At 36.6% G+C, this 17,437-nt stretch carries 9 protein-coding genes, 7 pseudogenes and 1 other annotated feature; of the genes and pseudogenes, 9 read left to right on the plus strand and 7 right to left on the minus strand.

Annotated features, from left to right (window positions below; genetic code table 11):
• The first annotated feature begins 714 nt into the window (after positions 1-714).
• Positions 715-1,887 (plus strand): replication initiation protein, encoded by a 1,173-nt coding sequence (locus FTV34_RS09980; protein ID WP_180031416.1) that lies wholly within the window; start codon positions 715-717, stop codon positions 1,885-1,887.
• Between the two features lie 184 nt (positions 1,888-2,071).
• Positions 2,072-2,215 (plus strand): annotated as a pseudogene (locus FTV34_RS09985) (IS481 family transposase); the annotation flags it as partial.
• Between the two features lie 38 nt (positions 2,216-2,253).
• Here the strand turns inward: FTV34_RS09985 and FTV34_RS09990 are convergent.
• From FTV34_RS09990 to FTV34_RS10000, 3 pseudogenes are all read right to left on the minus strand, one after another.
• A pseudogene (locus tag FTV34_RS09990) lies at positions 2,254-3,473 on the minus strand (IS3 family transposase).
• Positions 3,082-3,198 (minus strand) — a sequence feature (AL1L pseudoknot). It overlaps the preceding pseudogene by 117 nt.
• A gap of 50 nt (positions 3,474-3,523) precedes the next feature.
• A pseudogene (locus FTV34_RS09995) lies at positions 3,524-3,637 on the minus strand (transposase); the annotation flags it as partial.
• Between the two features lie 15 nt (positions 3,638-3,652).
• Positions 3,653-3,814 (minus strand): annotated as a pseudogene (locus FTV34_RS10000) (IS1 family transposase); the annotation flags it as partial.
• Between the two features lie 58 nt (positions 3,815-3,872).
• Between FTV34_RS10000 and FTV34_RS10005 the strand changes: the two are divergent.
• Positions 3,873-3,965, plus strand: a pseudogene (locus FTV34_RS10005) (type II toxin-antitoxin system RelE/ParE family toxin); the annotation flags it as partial.
• A gap of 87 nt (positions 3,966-4,052) precedes the next feature.
• On the opposite strand, the gene FTV34_RS10010 reads toward FTV34_RS10005, so the two are convergent.
• Positions 4,053-4,736: an LrgB family protein gene (locus FTV34_RS10010; protein WP_166137095.1), complete on the minus strand. Its 684-nt coding sequence runs from the start codon at positions 4,734-4,736 to the stop codon at positions 4,053-4,055.
• 2 nt (positions 4,737-4,738) lie between these two features.
• Positions 4,739-5,182, minus strand: coding sequence for a CidA/LrgA family protein (locus FTV34_RS10015; protein WP_180031415.1), 444 nt, complete (start codon positions 5,180-5,182; stop codon positions 4,739-4,741).
• A gap of 102 nt (positions 5,183-5,284) precedes the next feature.
• Here FTV34_RS10015 and FTV34_RS10020 point away from each other — a divergent pair, with 102 nt between their 5' ends.
• The 3 genes from FTV34_RS10020 (at position 5,285) to FTV34_RS10030 (ending at position 12,081) form a co-directional block, all read left to right on the plus strand.
• A complete protein-coding gene (locus FTV34_RS10020; RefSeq protein ID WP_180031414.1) occupies positions 5,285-6,184 on the plus strand; it encodes a LysR family transcriptional regulator in 900 nt (299 codons plus the stop codon).
• 177 nt (positions 6,185-6,361) lie between these two features.
• Complete coding sequence (locus FTV34_RS10025; RefSeq protein ID WP_180031413.1) at positions 6,362-7,033, plus strand: hypothetical protein; 672 nt, start codon at positions 6,362-6,364, stop codon at positions 7,031-7,033.
• Positions 7,030-12,081 carry a tyrosine-type recombinase/integrase gene (locus FTV34_RS10030; RefSeq protein WP_180070065.1) on the plus strand — a complete coding sequence of 1,684 codons (5,052 nt, stop codon included), beginning with the start codon at positions 7,030-7,032 and terminating at the stop codon, positions 12,079-12,081. Before FTV34_RS10025 ends, FTV34_RS10030 begins: the two co-directional genes overlap by 4 nt.
• Positions 12,082-12,335: 254 nt before the next feature.
• On the opposite strand, the pseudogene FTV34_RS10035 reads toward FTV34_RS10030, so the two are convergent.
• Positions 12,336-12,869, minus strand: a pseudogene (locus tag FTV34_RS10035) (RNA-guided endonuclease InsQ/TnpB family protein); the annotation flags it as partial.
• A gap of 58 nt (positions 12,870-12,927) precedes the next feature.
• Between FTV34_RS10035 and FTV34_RS10040 the strand changes: the two are divergent.
• The gene (locus FTV34_RS10040) at positions 12,928-13,629 is read left to right on the plus strand and encodes an IS1 family transposase (protein ID WP_005005861.1); all 702 of its coding nucleotides are present in this window, start codon (positions 12,928-12,930) and stop codon (positions 13,627-13,629) included.
• A 27-nt stretch (positions 13,630-13,656) separates the two neighbouring features.
• Here FTV34_RS10040 and FTV34_RS10045 read toward each other — a convergent pair.
• Positions 13,657-14,436: pseudogene (locus FTV34_RS10045) on the minus strand (RNA-guided endonuclease InsQ/TnpB family protein); the annotation flags it as partial.
• Between the two features lie 58 nt (positions 14,437-14,494).
• On the opposite strand from FTV34_RS10045, the gene tnpA reads away from it, so the two are divergent.
• A complete protein-coding gene (tnpA, locus tag FTV34_RS10050; RefSeq protein WP_074382711.1) occupies positions 14,495-14,893 on the plus strand; it encodes an IS200/IS605 family transposase in 399 nt (132 codons plus the stop codon).
• A 656-nt stretch (positions 14,894-15,549) separates the two neighbouring features.
• On the plus strand, positions 15,550-17,205 hold the full coding sequence (locus tag FTV34_RS10055; protein WP_180031411.1) for an HNH endonuclease signature motif containing protein: 1,656 nt from the start codon (positions 15,550-15,552) through the stop codon (positions 17,203-17,205).
• Positions 17,206-17,437 lie beyond the last annotated feature (232 nt).

Raw genomic sequence — 17,437 nt, forward strand, 5'->3', positions numbered from 1 at the left:
AATAATTAGAATAATTAGTTATTTAGCTAATTAATAATTAGGAGCATATTTTTGGTATATAAAACAAATGCTTGTGGTTTTAAAAGTGGAAGGTTTGTCACCGTAAAGTGGAAGGTTTGTCACTGTAAGGTGGAAGGTTTGTCACCGTAAAGTGGAAGGTTTGTCACCGTAAAGTGGAAGGTTTGTCACCGTAAAGTGGAAGGTTTGTCACTATGGTGGAAGGTTTGTCACTGCTATTTTTTAAAATGCTATTTTTATTTAAAAATAATTTATAAAACAAATATTTAAGATGTTAATAAAGTCTCATAACTAAGCTTTAAAGGTGGAGAGGTTGTCACTGTATATTCTTGACCTGTGGATAATCTGTTTTTATTGGATATTTCCTGATGATTATATGTGCAGTTATACCTTTAAAATCTAACTGAAAGGTGGAAGCCTTGTCACATCAGGGTTTCTATCTGACTTAACCTACCTGAATCTGGATGAAAAAAAGTAAAAATAGGCATTCTGGACTGTAATCTTGCGGCTAAAGGTGGAAGATCTGTCACTATAGAGTGGAAATATTATATTTAATTCCACTTTAAAAACAAAAAAACGGCTAAAAGGCTTTTTTCTGATGACAAACCTTCCACTTTTAGAATCTCGTGGTGAAAGTCTTGAAAGTTTTTCCACTTTTGTATATAAAAACTAAGTCAAATTATAAATATCACGGTTATGACAGAATCTGAACCATTGCAAGAAGAATCGAATTATATTCCTTACTGTATAGGCAACATTCGCCATAATGGTGTTGTCAGTACCAGTAACCGTTTAATTCGCCCAATCGAGTTATCAGCCAATGAATATAAGGCGCTTCTATATGCAATGGCAGTTGCGAATTATAGTGAGAAAAATAGGATAAATGGTGAAATCACCGAACAAACCTATATTTATTTGTATAAGGATGATCTAGCAGATTTACTAGGATTGAATAAACGCAATTCAATTAATGTTGCAATAGACCGGATCTATAAAGAACTTTCATCTCGGGTAGCTCATTTTATTATTGAGGAGCCTGCTGATGATAAGAAGAGAAAAACGAAAAAAGTGCATTCTGTTGTTCCCATCATCCGTGAATTAAGATGGGAAGATGACTCTAAAAATGCAATTCAGATCCGTTTTACCAGTGAAGTATTACCGTATTTTACTCAACTAGCTGGGGGAAATTTTACTACCTATCAGCTAAAACATCTTTTCGCCCTTGATTCTGTTGCCAGTATGAGTCTTTATACGTATTTCATTAAAAACGAATTCAAGTATGCCAACCAGAAGAGTTATGAAGTTCCATTACTTTTAGAAAATTTGAAAGCACTGATTGATATTAATGAAACAAAATATGATCGTTGGGTAGATTTCAGGCGCTATGTATTAGACAAAATAGTGGCAGAAATTAACGAAAATACAGATCTACAATTAGAGTATGAAACTGTTAAGAAAGGCCGTCCAATTGTGGGTGTGAATTTTAAACTGCATCATCGGATTGCTGATAAAGCACCGGATGAAATGGCAGTAATTGAAAAAATCTATCTTGATGTTCCATTTGAAGACAATGCATTCGTAAAAGAGTTAGGTGCTAAATTCGATATGAATGTACGTTCCTGGTATATTTTTAATAATGATGAAAATTATCAGCAGTTCAAGAAGTGGTTTAAAAAAGTAGGGTGTCTCACTGACTCTCAAGCAAATATTGTCATTAATGACACTTTATTCCAAATGGATTTTGCTGAAATTGGTATAGGGCTGAATGACTTTAAACGAAACATGAAGCATAAACTTAAAAATAATCCGGAATTCGTTCAAAGTATTCGTGAAAGACTGAATGATATTTTTGGTAAAGACCTTATTTAGAAAAAAGTGTAGCAACTTGCTACACTTTTGGAGATATATGTTCTTAAAAAATACAAGTGGTAAGGACTATAGAAGAAAAACGGCTCTATTGCATATAGGCTTTAGAGATAGATCCTTCCTAAGTTAGGTGTTTAGTCCCAGATTTTAATGGTGCAATATTCTCAGATAAATGGAAGGAAGCACTATGGGACAAGTTCTACACAGCAGCGCCACAACGACACAGACAGTGCGTCGAGCAATACAAAATAGTCAAGAGAGCTTAAGAACGCTAGCCAAGCGTTACGGCATCAATCAAAAGACCGTCGCAAAATGGAAGAAACGTACTTCTGAACCGTATCGGGTTTGTCGGAGACTTTTTTATTTAAGTTAGGCCACCTGACCTAACGGGTTAATCTTATCATAGTACATTGCTTCAAACTCAAAAGGCGATACATAACCCAGTGCACTGTGTACACGCTTTTTATTGAACCAATCTACCCAGTTTAGTGTCGCAAGTTGTACATCTGCTAACCCTTGTCAATCTGCTTTTAAATATTCAATCACCTCTGTTTTGTATAAGCCATTCACCGTTTCAGTCAGAGCATTATCGTATGAATCACCAGTCGTACCGAATGATGCTCGTAAATTTGCAGCTTCTAAACGATTGGTATAGCGAATAGAAAGATATTGAACACCTCTATCGGAATGATGAATCACATTCTTAGGCATACCTCGATCGTGCAATGCTTGCTCTAATGCATCGAGCACTATATCTGTATTCATCCGTGTAGATACTTTCCATCCAACAATTGCTCGTGAGAACACATCAATAATAAAGGCGGTATAGACCCAGCCTGAATGAGTTTGAATATAGGTAAAGTCAGCAACCCACAAGTGATTAGGCTGATCAGCTCTAAAATTACGTTTCACTAAATCATCTGCTCTTTTTTGATCATCTCGGCTACGGGTGGTTTGTTTATTCTTACCACGCCAAACACCTTGTATACCTAGCTTCTGCATCAATCGAGCAACTGTATAACGTGCAATAACATAACCTTCACGTTTCAATTGTTGCCAGACCTTACGCACACCATATCGACCTGAACTTTCCTTCCAAATTCGTTGAATTTGTTCAGCATGATGCTCATCATGTAGATCTCGTTTCGCTCGATGTTCTGGATTGTCAGCGAGATCTAAAGTTCGGTAATAGGTTGAAGCTGCGATCGGTAAAATCCTACAAATCGCATCAACACCATATAAGTCTTTATTGTTATGGATGAAATCCACCATTATTTGTGTGGGCGGTCGAGCTCCGCCTGGGCGAAAAAAGCGGCTGCTTTACGTAGAATTTCATTGGCACGCTTTACTTCTTTAATTTCACGTTCCATTTGCTTCATTTTTTCTTGATCAGATATCTGTTGTACTTTAATAGGATTTTGCTGATCTAAATGCTTTTGATGCCAGGCACGAAGTGTTTCAGGAGTACAACCAATCTTAGGCGCAATTGCTGTGATTGCAGCCCAAGTAGAAGGATAATCTTTTTCAGATTCAATCAATAATTGAACCGCTCTTTCTCTGATTTCAGGGGTATATTTTAATTTTGTCATCGGGATAGTCTCTCAGAATATTGACTCTCCGACAAACCCGGTACGGTTCAATGGGTGGTGGTCCCTAAACGTGCAGCAACTTCAGCTACACTATGACCTTTCTCAGTAACTTGCTTTACTGCTTCAATTTTGAATTCTTCAGGGGTATATTTGGGTTCTTTCATCGGAACACTACAATTTATACCAGAATGACAACCTCGATAACTAAGAGCATGATCACCAATAAACTGACGCTTGCAGTTTTTGCATTGATAGTTTTGCTTGCCATATATTTTGAGGCCATTTTTCTTTACACCCTCACTTAGACAGGTTGGACATTTGATTTCTAGTGTTATTTGCATCTCACTATCTTATCAAAAGCCAACCTGTTTTTTTCAGCATACTTTTTGAAACACCACCGAAGATGATTAGGTTGTTATCTTGCTGAATACCGTTGGAAAACGAGCTGATAGCATAGTTTATGACGAAGCGAAAAAGCGAATTAAAGACTAAAATGAGAGGTATAAGCTCGCATTTTTGCATTCATATAATCACCACTATGTTGAATGTAGCTAAATTCCTTAATACGACAGAACCAAACTATACAAGCAGATGAACCAGAAAAGGACCTACCAAAACCATAAAAATACCAGCAAGTACCATTGTTAAGCTGGCAATCACCCCTTCTTCTTTATCACGACTATAGGCTTTAGTCGTTCCAAATCCATGTGCTGCGTTGCCCAAAGATGCACCCATGACAAAATGAGATTTTAACGGTAAGGCGCCTAGCACAATATCACCAATGATCATACCTATAACACCAGTAATCATGGTAAACAAAATAACCAGTTCGACAGAGCCACCTATATGACTGCTCAACTCCATTGCAAAAGGTGTCGAAATGGAACGCGCCATTAAGCTGTAGGTTGTTGACTGATCAAAATTAAACAGCTTAGCCAAATAAAATGAACTGATCATTCCTGCTAGCATCCCCATCACCACGCCCATACTGATAGAAAGTAGATGTGTTTTGATTATTTCACGGTATTCATAAATTGGAATGGCAAAGGCGACTGTTGCAGGGCCTAACATCCAGACAATCCATTGGTTATCTTGCATATACGTATCATAGGATATATTCAAAGATAAGATTAAAATAATCAGAAGGATAGGGGGTAGTATCGCTGGTGATAAAATCAGATAAGGATATTTTTGATGGATTTTTTTTACGACAGTATAAAAAAGTAAAGTTGAAATCAGACAAACAATGGCGATTAAAGTCATGATTATTTTCCATCCTGATCTATATTACGCAGAGATTGGGAGCGATTATTCTTGATTTTATTTTCAAACTGAAAGCCAAGATGTACACTATATGCTGTAACCACCATGACACAAATGGTGCCCAGAATAACAGCAAAGACTAATTGCCAGCCTTCTGTTAAAAAAAGATGTTTATATTTAATTAGTCCAACAAAACAGGGAATAAAGAATAAAACCAACTCACCTAAAATAAAATCGGAGCCACTCTTGATCCATTCGAGTTTAAAAAATCCAGTCAATAAACCTGTTAAAACAATAAAAAGCCCGATCACTGCACCCGATACTCGAAGTTTAAATAAGGATTGAAGTATGCTGCCAATCCACCAGAAAGCAAGTAATAAACTGATTTGCAAAATGATTTTACTGATATATTTAAATCGGGTCGGATGTTCGATTTGTACAGGCATTGATATCACAGCTTGATTTTGAAGATAAGGTAAATTTTATATGCTGTACATATGCGAAATCATGAATAATTTTATAAATATTATTCTATATTGGAATAATTTATGGATCTAAAATCACTTAAAATTTTTGTTGAAACTGTTAATAGCCAGAGTTTTAGTTTAGCTGCAGTACGCTTGTTTATGACGCAACCGACTTTAAGCAAGATCATTAAAAGCTTAGAAGAAGAGTTGGGAACAGCACTATTTAAAAAAGGTGAAGCAGGAAGAAAACGTGAAGTCGTACTGACTTATACAGGTGAACTGATTTATCAGCATGCATTAAACATACTGTCAGAACATGAAAAAATTTATAACACGATTGAGCAAGTTAAGTTACTTAAAAAGGGTAAACTGACTTTAGGTTTACCACCATTAGGTTCTGTCTTATTTAGTTCACTTATTGCCTTATTTCATAAGCAACATCCGGATATACAGCTTAGTTTTTTAGAGGTAGGCTCAAATAGTATTGAGGAAGCAATTGCAGATAAACGTATTGATGTTGGTATTTTACTTGGTAATATTCGACCGACTTTTGCGTCAATCCCAGTTGTTGATTCAACAATGTGCTTACTATCCATAAAAGATTCACAGTGGAGAAATAGGAAAACTGTCAATTTGATTGAATTAAAAGAAGAATCCTTTCTATTATTTTCTGATACCTTTACTTTGAATAGTATGATTATTAAAGCAGCAAATACAGTAGGTTTTGAACCTAAAGTTGTTTGTAAAAGCAGTCAATGGGACTTTATTGCAAAAATGGTTGAATCAAATATGGGAATCGCATTACTTCCTCAAATATATTGCCAGCAATTAGATCAGGAAAAATTCAACACTGCCGTATTGGAAAATCCAGGTTTAAATTGGACTTTAAGTATGGCCTGGAATACGACTATAGCAATGAGTCCTGCAACTAGAGCATGGCTAAATATTGTAAAAGATCATAAACAGAAAATTCACTTTTAGTTCAATGCTTTTACAACCAGTTTTTGATTTAGTATAAAAACAAAGTTAGTAAATAAATCATATAAATCAAATATTTTTTTATTAAATATAAAATCTATTTGAAATAATTTTGTTAGTTTTGGGACTGTGTTATTCTATTATTGTAACGCTAAAAATAATTTACCTGTGCAGAAAAAAATGATGACACCATTGCTCATTGATGCATTAACAATATCTGAAGGTAGGTTTGAAAAACCATGCCCAGTTTTAGTTTTGAAAATGATGTTACTCAATGAGGAAATGAGCAGTGAGTCTTCAAAAAAAATTAAAAATCAAGCCTTACTACTGCTCGCGATATATCGTAAGTTACTGCTTGCTGTCGATAGGGATGTATGTAAGGTAAAAACTCTAAAGGATAGTGTGAAAAGAAGGCACTGGGGTAAAGTGGATAAAGCACAGGACAAGATGGTGGTTGCAGGCCAACTTCGACTAAAGAGTTTAGATCCAGAAGAAATGATTTTATTTTTAAATACACAGCATTTTTTGAAAAAGCTGCCGATTTCCTTTGTTCAAGAATTGGTTAATTGGGCATCACCGGTGGTGAGTGGTAATTTTTTAATCGAAAATGTTTTAGCTGGTTATATCGCCCAGAAGCTTTTGCCATTAGAAAGAATTAAAGTGAAAGAGCTGGACAAGTCTGTGCAACCATATTTTCATTTAGCTGACTTTTTTGTATTTTTACCTCAATTGGAGGAACTTTATCAAAAACATCAGCAGCAAATTGTTTGTGCGGCACCAACTGCAGAAGTTGCTTTAGCTTTAACAGACTGGAAGAAGGCATGGGTCTATCGTATTCGGAGTGGTTCATGAATGAGTATTTGGTACAGCTCCTAGAATGTATTAATCAGAATGAAAATATAGAAATAGAACAACTGATCCAAGCATTATTTTTGTTGCGTGCACACTATAGCTTAGCTGGCATTGTTGTCATTTGTCAGCGAATCTTCACATTGATTGGGGATGATGAATTATCAGAATTTCGTGATGAGCTTAATACGTTAAAGATCATTAGTAGATTACAGGATTCTGAGAAGAAATATTCACATTTCTTCTCAGAAACAACAGATAGAAATAATATACTTACGCCATTACGCCCCTACACTGGAGACAGTGGTATTTGTGACTTGCTATTGATTCAAGCAGGAATAAGTCAAAATAATGAGAGTTTTAATACGGTAATAAGGTGGTTTTTAGACCAAATCTTTCACTTTCAAAAAAAAGTACATACTTTAGAAAAGTATAGTGATTATTTAAGTGGTGAAAAAAGAGAAAAGCTAAAAGCTAAAAAGGGATCTCGTGTGTATAATGCCTTTTTAGCGATTAGGCTGTTGGGTGATCCAAGTCATGAGGATATTTTAGAACGAGTCAAAGACTTAATCACTCAAAACGGACCGGAACAATGGATTCGTTCAATGTCCGATCGTTCTGAAGATAAACGATTTAAAGAAGTTTTTTATCCATTAAAGCTATTTTTATCCCAAATTTGGGAAAACAATCCTCTAAAAAATAAGAAGAAACGTCCAGAGTTTGTACACTGTATAGGGTTAAAGCACAAAAAATTGATCCTGCAACGATATGGTTCATTAAGTATTGCTATCCAACCTTTAGAGGATGTAGATGAAATTCATCGTGGTCTAGTCTCTGATGTATTTGAGCATGATGAGATTGAAGAAGATGAAACACCATTGGAGCCCTTGTTTAGATTTTTTTTGGCAGAACAATCCGATTTAATTCGAGGGCTTTATGCATCTAAGTCTACTTCTCAACATATTGAAGCTGCAAATGTTGGTTTAGTTTGGACCAAATCGCGATTGTCCTTAAATTCAATTCAAGAAGTATTTAGGCTCTGTCAACCATCTCATACTGATGCCAGCTTAATCTTACGCGCAAAATTAGCTTTAATATTGAGTTTACTCACAGGACGTTCGGTTACTGAATTAACAGCGCCTCGTTTTAGTCGAAATGCAGATCAGAATAATATTGCTATTCAGTATGATCATACTTTATCTGCATATGTATTAAGTGTGTTTGCAGGGACACCGACACTCAAAAAAAAACCAGAACATTCTAAATTTCATGTGCCATGGACCAATGAATTACATTTGGTTTTACCAAGTGAACTCAATGATTTGGTGAGTCAAGTCAAAAATCTTGGGATTACAAGACGTCATATGGCAGTTGAACGTGACGTGAGTGAACTGATTAACCGTTTACCTCAAGAGCTAGAAATCAGCCTCAAAAGCATTCGAGATATTCTTCCACGGTTGTTATATGATCATAGCCAAGGTGATTTAGCTGTCGTTAAAGCAGTGACGAATGCATCAGGTCGAAATTATGATAACTTGATTCATTATGCCTCTTTTGAACAGAGGCAACTTGAGCAATTATGGGCTGATTGTTTAAGAACGATAAAAATTGATATTCCTCAATACATACACACTTCAAGTGAACGCGTGGGTAGCCCGATTGGAATAAAGATTGTTGAAATACAAAATGAAATTACACGAATAAAAAACAGAATAAATCAGGCTTATGAACAGAAAAATTGGCAGGTGCTCTTTGATAACTTAACCTTGTATACAGCATTATGGATGAATCTTGCAACTGCAGGACGAGGAATTAAGCAACCCTTTCCAAAGTGGATCAGTCAGCAAGGCTGGGCATTGATTCAAGATAAACATCATCAAGATGAATCAACCGATCGTTATGTACCATTGACGCCAGCGTTGATCAAACAGATTCAAGGTTTACGTGGTTTGATGGTAATGCTGGGGGAGCAAGTTGAACCACGTGTTGATTTATCATCTTATGCTATGCAACTTTGTGATCCTCATCAGATTGAAGGTTTAGTTAGAAATTGGGCACGGAAGTTGGTTCGCTCTGATCATAATCAGTTACCTGGACGGTTCAAGGATGCTGGACTTGGGCACTGGATACGGGGGCGTCATCCATGGGATATGTTATCTGTATTTCCTGTATCAGTTTTTAAACAACAGTGGCTTGATGTACAAGAAAACCTGCAAAAACAATTAGGTTTCGAATGTCTTGAAGGTTTTGATTTTTTTAAAATCAAGCATATTCCAACATTTGTTTTAACCCAAGAGACTAAAACAGCTCAAGTAGAGACGAAGCCGAGAATACAATATTCAGAAAATGATGTAAAAGAATGGCTGAAAAACTCAGAGTATAAGTCCTATTGTCCGTTGATCTTTGGGGAAAATCCTGAGCCACAAGTAGCTTTAGAGCTTGGACATGTATTAGCTTCCCATTTAGCTAAAAATACAAACATTGATTTGCCAGAAGCGATCAAGGCATATTGTGCTTATATTCGCGATAAAACGAAAATTCCTTTATTCGTTCAACTTCCTCAAAAAGCTAATCGTACATGGCTGACATCTGAAAATAGTTTTAGTACATGGGGTTATATTGAACAAAACTTACTTGATTTTATTCAGAAGGATTTAGAACATTTACCTGAACATCAAAATTGTGATGTTGAAATAGGACGTTTGCTGGTTGTACTCTCCATGTATTCACAACTGTGCAGAGTGAGCCATTTACAAGCGATGTTGGAGTTTATTGCTTCTGATCAACATATAGTCGCTATGGGGAATAGTCGGCTCGTTGAACTGACAGTGAATAATGATAGATCTGTGACGAAGATACGCCGTACAGTACTGTTAAGTCCTTATGTCTCGACGTTGATTTTAGTAGGCCGACAGTATCTACAGCCCCGATTAAAAGAGATTTTAGCACAGCCAAGAAATCAACAAAGAACGGCTTGGCAAAAGTGTTTTAATACATATTTAAAACAAATAGGGGTTAAGTCAACTCTATCGTTAGCTCAATGGTTGAAAGCTTTACAGCAAAATGTGATGTTAAATAGCACTCCGCTGATTGCAGGTTATATATCAGGCCAAGTCCTGACTGAAGATCTTTCAATAAATGAATTATTACGCTTATTCGAATATGAAAAATTAACCACAAATTTAGATAGCACTGAGCCAGAAAGTGAAATAGAAATAGACGATGAGCAACTCCATTTGTCTGATATTTTAGCGATGATTCAGCAACTAAAAGGTGAATCTAGATCAAGCATTTGGCTTAAACAGCTTGCCAATAATGAAACGAATCACTACTCAGTCAATTTATTAACGTGCTTTGTGCGATGGCTGATTTTACGCTGTGATGCAGAAGAGTTAAGTCTACAGAATCGAAATATGATTCATCTACATTTGGCCATCGTCAGTGCAGGTATATTGGGGTTTTCAGAAGATTTAACAAAAGATAGCCAAATTAATGAAGATGTATTTCAAAAATGGATGGAGTTGACGCAAGAGCATTTTCCACACCGCAAGCATCTCGCTGCGTGGAATCGCTTTAGAGATTTTTTAATTCAGTTAAATGATAATCGTATAAAGTTACACAAGCGTACAGCGCATCAAGCAAGTGCTAAAGTTTTTTCAAAAAATGAAGTGCAGCAGATCGTTCAAATATTACAATCTGTAGAATCTGGGGTGAATGATGCTGCTTTACGTCTAGAGATTCAGCGTCATTTTCGTTTATCTGCAGCGATGGGTGTACGCCGTTCAGAGACACTTCATTTACGGCCCTTAGATATTGATGAGGATATGCTCCGAATTCGTCCTTATGGTGAGCATCAGTTAAAAACACTTGGATCAGAACGTGTTGTTCCGATGAATTTATTAAGTCAGACGATTCAAAATGGATTAAATGATATTTATAAGAATAAAAAATATTCGATATTAATGTCTGATGAGAATAGTGAGCATAGGCCTTTTTTTGCTCAAATATCTCAAATATTAAAGAAAGTCACTGGAGATGTTGATCTCAGCTTACATCATTTAAGACATACGTTTGCAAGTACATATACTTTAAAGTGTTTGCAAACAGTGGTGGATTTTAAAGCGCTCACGATAGAATTGCCATGGCTACAAAATTGGATGCCATCGAATGAGCAATTTAATACGCTAGTAGGCAATGAAGGACAGGTTGGGCAAGGGATTAAGGCGATTAGTCGAGTGCTTGGACATTTACATGAATCGACAACATTAAAGCATTATGTTCATATCTTATTTCTGGCTACTTATGCCTATAGCATGCAACAACAGCAACCCAATTTACATACTGCATTTTTTAAGCGAGTCATGAGTCGGAGTAATTTATTCAGGCATTTCCAAGCGATTCATCAACAGAATGGTAATCTAAAATATGAGTTGAGAGACACCATCGAAAAATATGTACTCAAAAAAAGACAAAGTCAGAGGTGGGTCATCTATGCTCAAAAAAGAGGGAATTCGACTGGAAAAGTAATTAAACACGAATTATTTCAAAAGTTTGAAGATATTGAGCGGTATCTTATTTCTGGGCAGGGGCAGCCACGATTAGATATTGAGTCCTGGAAGAAAGCTTTAATTATGATGGCAAACATTCCGTCAGGTAAACGTGGTTCAAATATAGGAAGACATCCATTATCGACACAAGGAAAGTTAGCACGTTTGCCTGAATTACTCAGTGCTGTAGATTTTAATTCTGCACAAGAGATTTTAGAGCGATTTGATTATTTAGAACAAAACCAATCAGAAACTTATAATTGGTTAATAAAAAAATGGTTGTATGAAAGTAATGTAACAAAAGTATTGATGCATTTTACGGCAGAGGATGAACCTATGCTTTCAATCCTTACAGAACATCAGTTTTTTCCGATAGTGATGAAACATAATAAATATGATTATTTTAGAATTATGTCTCAACAAGCGTCATTAAGCGCCGTGCGATGGGTACTAGCATGGTTGAGTGTACGATATTTGGTGATTAGAGATCATATCAGAATTTAAGTAAATATGACTTACGCACGCTTTATTACATAAAGTTTTGAAAGACAGCGCTACCCTAATTGAGCTAAATTCAAGTGACAATTTGGGTATAAGTGCAGCCAAATTCTGTGAATTTGTTCAAGACAGCTACGTGTGCATAAATATCATTTACCTGACTACATCATACCTTGCATTTAATATGCTGCTAGAAGCCGTTTGACATACTCCCACCACTTTCACGATGTTCAAGTGGGGGATTCTAAAAGCAAAAGCTCTTAGGTGACTTCCTCACGGATTTCACTTGCTTTCTGCTTCACAGGGCGATCTTTACCGCATCTTCCCTCGACAGACAAAACGGTGTGTCCCACCGCTAAAATGTTGCGAGAAGCATTAATATCTGCATTCTCGCTAAAGCCACACTCGACACAACTAAAGTTTGCCTGAGTGAGCCTATTTTCTTTTGCAACGTGACCACATGAACTACAAGTCTGACTTGTATATTTAGGGTCAACTTTAACGAGTAAACCACCTCGCCATTGCTGTTTGTACACCAACATATTAACAAGCATTGACCAACCTTGATCCAGGATTGATTTATTTAAGCCGGACTTGGCTTTAACATTCTTTCCTTTTTTCTCGATTGAGCCTTTCGCTGACTTCGACATATTGGCTACTTTTAAGTCCTCAACTACGATCATTGCGTGGTTTTTGCTGAGCGTTGTGGTGACTTTGTGCAAGTAGTCATGCCGAATATTGGCAATATGATGGTGTAATGTATTGATCTTGAGATTCAGCTTTTTCCAATTTTGGTGGTGTATCAAAAAGTATGCTAAAAAAAAGCAGGTTGAATTTTGATAAAATAGAGAAATGCAAATAACTCTAGAAATCAAATGTCCAACCTGCCTCAGTGACAGTATAAAGAAAAATGGCATCAAAGTAGATGGGAAACAAAACTACCAATGCAAAGACTGCAAACGTCAGTTTATTGGTGACCATGCTCTGAGCTATCTAGGATGTAATTCTGGCATTACTCGTAAAATATTACAGTTAATGGTCAGAGGCAGCGGTATACGAGATATCGCTGAAGTTGAGCGCATTAGTATCGGTAAAGTCTTACGGACTTTAACTGAATCGGCCTATCAAATTCAGCCTAAACAAAGTCATTATGAATCTCTCGAAGTAGATGAATTCTGGACTTTCGTTGGAAACAAAAATAATAAACAATGGCTTATTTACGCCTACCATCGAGAAACAGGTGAGATTGTTGCTTATGTTTGGGGTAAGAGAGATTTAGCTACAGTCCAAAGGTTGAAGACAAAGCTTAAACAATTAGGTATTCACTACACCCGAATTGCAAGTGATCATTGGGACAGTTTCATCACTGCTTTTAAAAACTGCAAGCAAAGTATTGGTAAGTTATTTACTGTAGGAATTGAAGGTAATAATTGCAAAATAAGGCATCGAATAAGGCGTGGTTTTAGAAGAAGTTGTAATTTCTCCAAAAAGCTTGAAAACCATTTTAAAGCCTTCGACTTAACTTTCTTTTACATCAATAATGGCTTCATTTAATGTCAGCATACTTTTTAAAACACCACCCCAATTTTGACTGAACTTGTTTTTCTTTCTCAGCTTGCGCTGAAGCCTAGCCAACTTTACTTGATTGGCCTTGAAACTATTGATCGGGTCGAATACTTGACCACTAGACGTTGTAATTAACTTTTTAATACCTAAATCAATGCCAATGGCTGATTTCGATGGATGGACTGGTGCTTCTACCGTATTTTCAGCACCAAATGACACATACCATTTCCCGACATGCTTGGAGATTGTGACGTTCTTAATCTCACCCACAATATTTTGTGATTTTCTGAATTTCACAACGCCAATGTCATTAGGTAACTTAACTTGGTTGCCTTTAACCCAACAGTATCTATTGAATTGAACAATACGAATGGAACCACAGCCATTAGATTTCTTTTTGAATCGTGGCATGAGTGGTCTAAGTTGGACTTCACGACCATCAGGCAATTTAAAGAATCTTGGTTTTTTGGCTTTAAATGGTTTTTGCTTTAACTTGGCTTGTTCTTTCGGGTCAAAGAACTTCCCCCAGGCATCACCAAGATCACGCACTTTTTGTTGAAGTGAAACGCCATTTGAACTATTTTCTAGAAAAGCATACTCAGGTTTTTTTCGTAATTCAGGAATTTTATTGACTAAATTAACTTTGTTGATTCGCTCATTATTAGCAAGCATCTCGAACGATACAGCTAAAATTTGATTCCAAACAAAACGTGCAGAGCCAAGCAACTTGTTTAAAACAAGCTCCTGCTCTGCATTAGGCTCAAGCCTAAATTTATACGCTTTGTTGATTTTCATAAATGAGTATGTATGTGTTAATATAATCAAATGCTATCATTAAACGAACAATCAAACAATGACTGAAATCTATAAAAACCGCCATTCAGCCTTTAACTTACACGTACACTTAGTATTTATTACAAAGTATAGAAAGAAAATTCTAAATGATCTACATCATAAGTATTTTAGTGAGTGTGTAGCCGAAATATGCAAAGATTTTGATGCAGAGCTAAAAGAATGTAATGGTGAGGCTGACCATGTTCACATGCTTATTCAGTACCCACCAACTGTTCAGCTTAGTAAGTTGGTGAATAATTTAAAATCGGTAACAAGCAGAAGAATGCGGAATGAATTTTTAGATTTACGTGGTAGTTATGCAAAACCTGTTTTATGGTCACGATCTTATTTTGCAGGGTCGTGCGGTGGTGCGCCCTTAGATATTATTAAGAAATACATTCAAAACCAACAAGGTTAAAATCTGTGAAATTCACTTCCACCCTGACTGTCGGGTGGAGTCCTCTTTCACTTAAAGATAGCATCCTTCCTTGTGCAAATAGCCTAAGCATATATCGTTCAACCTAAGGGGCCTAGGAATCAGCGACTTTGATTTGTTCTTTGCTTTCAATTTGATCCATATGTTATCGATTTATATTTTTTTATTTAAAAATGAATAAAAAAATTCTAATTCGGTTTGACCAAAGAAAAAGATACCCATATGATAATTACGTTACAGCAAAATCTGTAATCGGGCGTGGAAACCTGAAAATTACTACAGAAGCATTAAAACCGCTTTAGCGGTTTTTTGTGCTTATTATGCTTAGTTTGCCATTATGGTAGGCCAGGCAGGGCAGTCTATGACTGGCCGTCTTCTGTAGTGCGGTATTTCCACCCCTGTTTGGTCTACCTCCATCTCGTGGAAAAGATGGTTGTAGATAGTGAACTCTAAACTACAGGTACTAAACATGAAGATTTTATTATCTAATCCCCCCATTTCTCTTAGGTCTCTTTTGTTAGCGCTGACTGGATATTGACGGTCATTTAATTCACAGCTTTAACCAAATCGAACTATATACATTTTCAAATTTCGTACTTGAGCGAAAGTAGGAAAGTGTTGCCTGGAGAAAATAAGAAATGGGTTCTACACGACTATTGACCAATATTATTCAGCGTAAAGTCATGTTGCCAGAAGAAATGTCACCTTCAATGCAGCGTGACAATTTTGAAGTGGCACTGACTGATTTTGAAAAGCATCCAATCATCAAATGTTTATTTAAGGCGGATAACCAGCGTTCTACGGAATGTTGGAGCGTGCAAGAAATTGCAAACTTTATTGAGGATTGCACAGAAGATCAAAACATCAATTTATGCATTTTGTATTGGAAAGATATACACAGCAATATTTACATTATTGATGGAGCACATCGTCTTTCCTGTATCTATGCGTGGATCAATAGATATTTTGCGGATGAGCAAGTCCCTCAAGCACCTAATTTCAATGATCAACAAAAACAAGATATTCGTTACCTCCGCAATTATTTAGGAGATCTTGCTGATTTTCAAAAAATTTGTACTGATGCCGAATTTGCAGAAAAAAAATCGAAATTAGGCGATATTAAAATCAGTTTCCGGCAGGTACTGGGGACCCCGGAAGATGCGCGACGGGTATTTCAATCGATTAACTCAGATACTAAACGTTTAGATAAATATGAGGAATATCACCTCAGAAATCGCGGTAGTGACGCGTATTATGCGATCTATGCCTGTTGTTATATCAATGACAATAAATCTAACCTAGAAGAGCTCCAATATACACGTTTAAATGAGTTGATTGAGTTAGGGGAGAGGATCCACCAGCTACTTTTTTCGACCATTTTATTAGACAATGAAATGAGTCATGGCAAAAAAATTGGCTTGGTCAATGAGCTGATGAATATCATTGCGGGTGATCAGATTCATAATATTATGAGTCTGAATCAGGGGGAGCGCGTTGAAAACCTAATGTCGCATCTGTTGACCATTCTTTGCAGGATAGCGACGCCTGTAAAAAATGCTGGGGTTCCGAGTTTGGGCTTACATCCATACTTATATTTTTATAAGGATCAGCGTTTTCAGATTACTTCTTTTCTTGCATGGTTTTCAATTGTGTATGAAATTCATGAAAGCCGCATGCAGATTCATCATCGAAAGATTAGTTTCAAGGACTTCACCCGGATACGCCGTAGTATTGAGTTCTTGATCGCCAATTTCCCCGTGGCGACCACCGAAACGGTCGGCAAGTTCGGCAGTGGTATCAAGGGCTATGATCGGCTACAAATTGTCTATAAAGCCTTTATTTGCTTAAGCTTGGAAATGGAAGTTGATTTTGATGATGAGGAATGCCTGAATACCTTTATTCTGTCCATGTCTAAGGCCTTCAAGTACATAAACTTTAACGAGTTTTATGTCGAAAGATTTTTGGGTGGTTATGATGATGCAGTAGTCAAGAATGTGGTGGGATATGTGGAGTCGATTAGTCCAATTTCTCGATCAAAGCCAAAGGCCTTTTCGGCATTAACCAAGAGTCTGCTTAAGCACAATTTTCTGGTGGGTAATCATAACTTTTGCCTCATTTGTGATGGATTGATCTATCTTGATTCTACTGAATCGGATCATAGGATTGCCAAAGCCGTAGGTGGGCAAGGCGTTCTAGAGAATGGTCTGTTGGTTCATCCCATCTGTAATAGAATGAAATCAGATCTGAGTCTGGAAGAGATTAGAGCGGATTTGTTTGGTGAATTACTGTATTAATCAACAGAGCGATGAGCTCATTTTTGCAGATGTATCAATGATTAATCACATGATTTAACTTTTGATACATTCAGCCAATGTGGTTATTTTTAATTCAGTCCAGAATCACAACCAGAAACTAGCTGTAGTTTCTGAATGACCGTCAAGGTCCTTAGTTTCGCCCATAGATTCCCTCTGTGGGCTTTTTTTTGATCAAAAATTGTATAGATGCTCTAAAATAAACCTTTTAGCA

The organism is Acinetobacter sp. YH16038 (assembly GCF_013417275.1).
In the GTDB taxonomy this organism is placed as follows: domain Bacteria; phylum Pseudomonadota; class Gammaproteobacteria; order Pseudomonadales; family Moraxellaceae; genus Acinetobacter.

Excerpts from the sequence above, each read along its gene's own strand:
- FTV34_RS10020 (WP_180031414.1), top strand. The coding sequence starts at position 5,285 with ATGGATCTAAAATCACTTAAAATTTTTGTTGAAACTGTTAATAGCCAG.
- FTV34_RS09980 (WP_180031416.1), top strand. The coding sequence starts at position 715 with ATGACAGAATCTGAACCATTGCAAGAAGAATCGAATTATATTCCTTAC.
- FTV34_RS10055 (WP_180031411.1), top strand. The coding sequence starts at position 15,550 with ATGGGTTCTACACGACTATTGACCAATATTATTCAGCGTAAAGTCATG.
- FTV34_RS10025 (WP_180031413.1), top strand. The coding sequence starts at position 6,362 with ATGATGACACCATTGCTCATTGATGCATTAACAATATCTGAAGGTAGG.
- FTV34_RS10015 (WP_180031415.1), bottom strand. The coding sequence starts at position 5,182 with ATGCCTGTACAAATCGAACATCCGACCCGATTTAAATATATCAGTAAA.
- FTV34_RS10030 (WP_180070065.1), top strand. The coding sequence starts at position 7,030 with ATGAATGAGTATTTGGTACAGCTCCTAGAATGTATTAATCAGAATGAA.
- FTV34_RS10040 (WP_005005861.1), top strand. The coding sequence starts at position 12,928 with ATGCAAATAACTCTAGAAATCAAATGTCCAACCTGCCTCAGTGACAGT.
- tnpA (WP_074382711.1), top strand. The coding sequence starts at position 14,495 with ATGACTGAAATCTATAAAAACCGCCATTCAGCCTTTAACTTACACGTA.
- FTV34_RS10010 (WP_166137095.1), bottom strand. The coding sequence starts at position 4,736 with ATGACTTTAATCGCCATTGTTTGTCTGATTTCAACTTTACTTTTTTAT.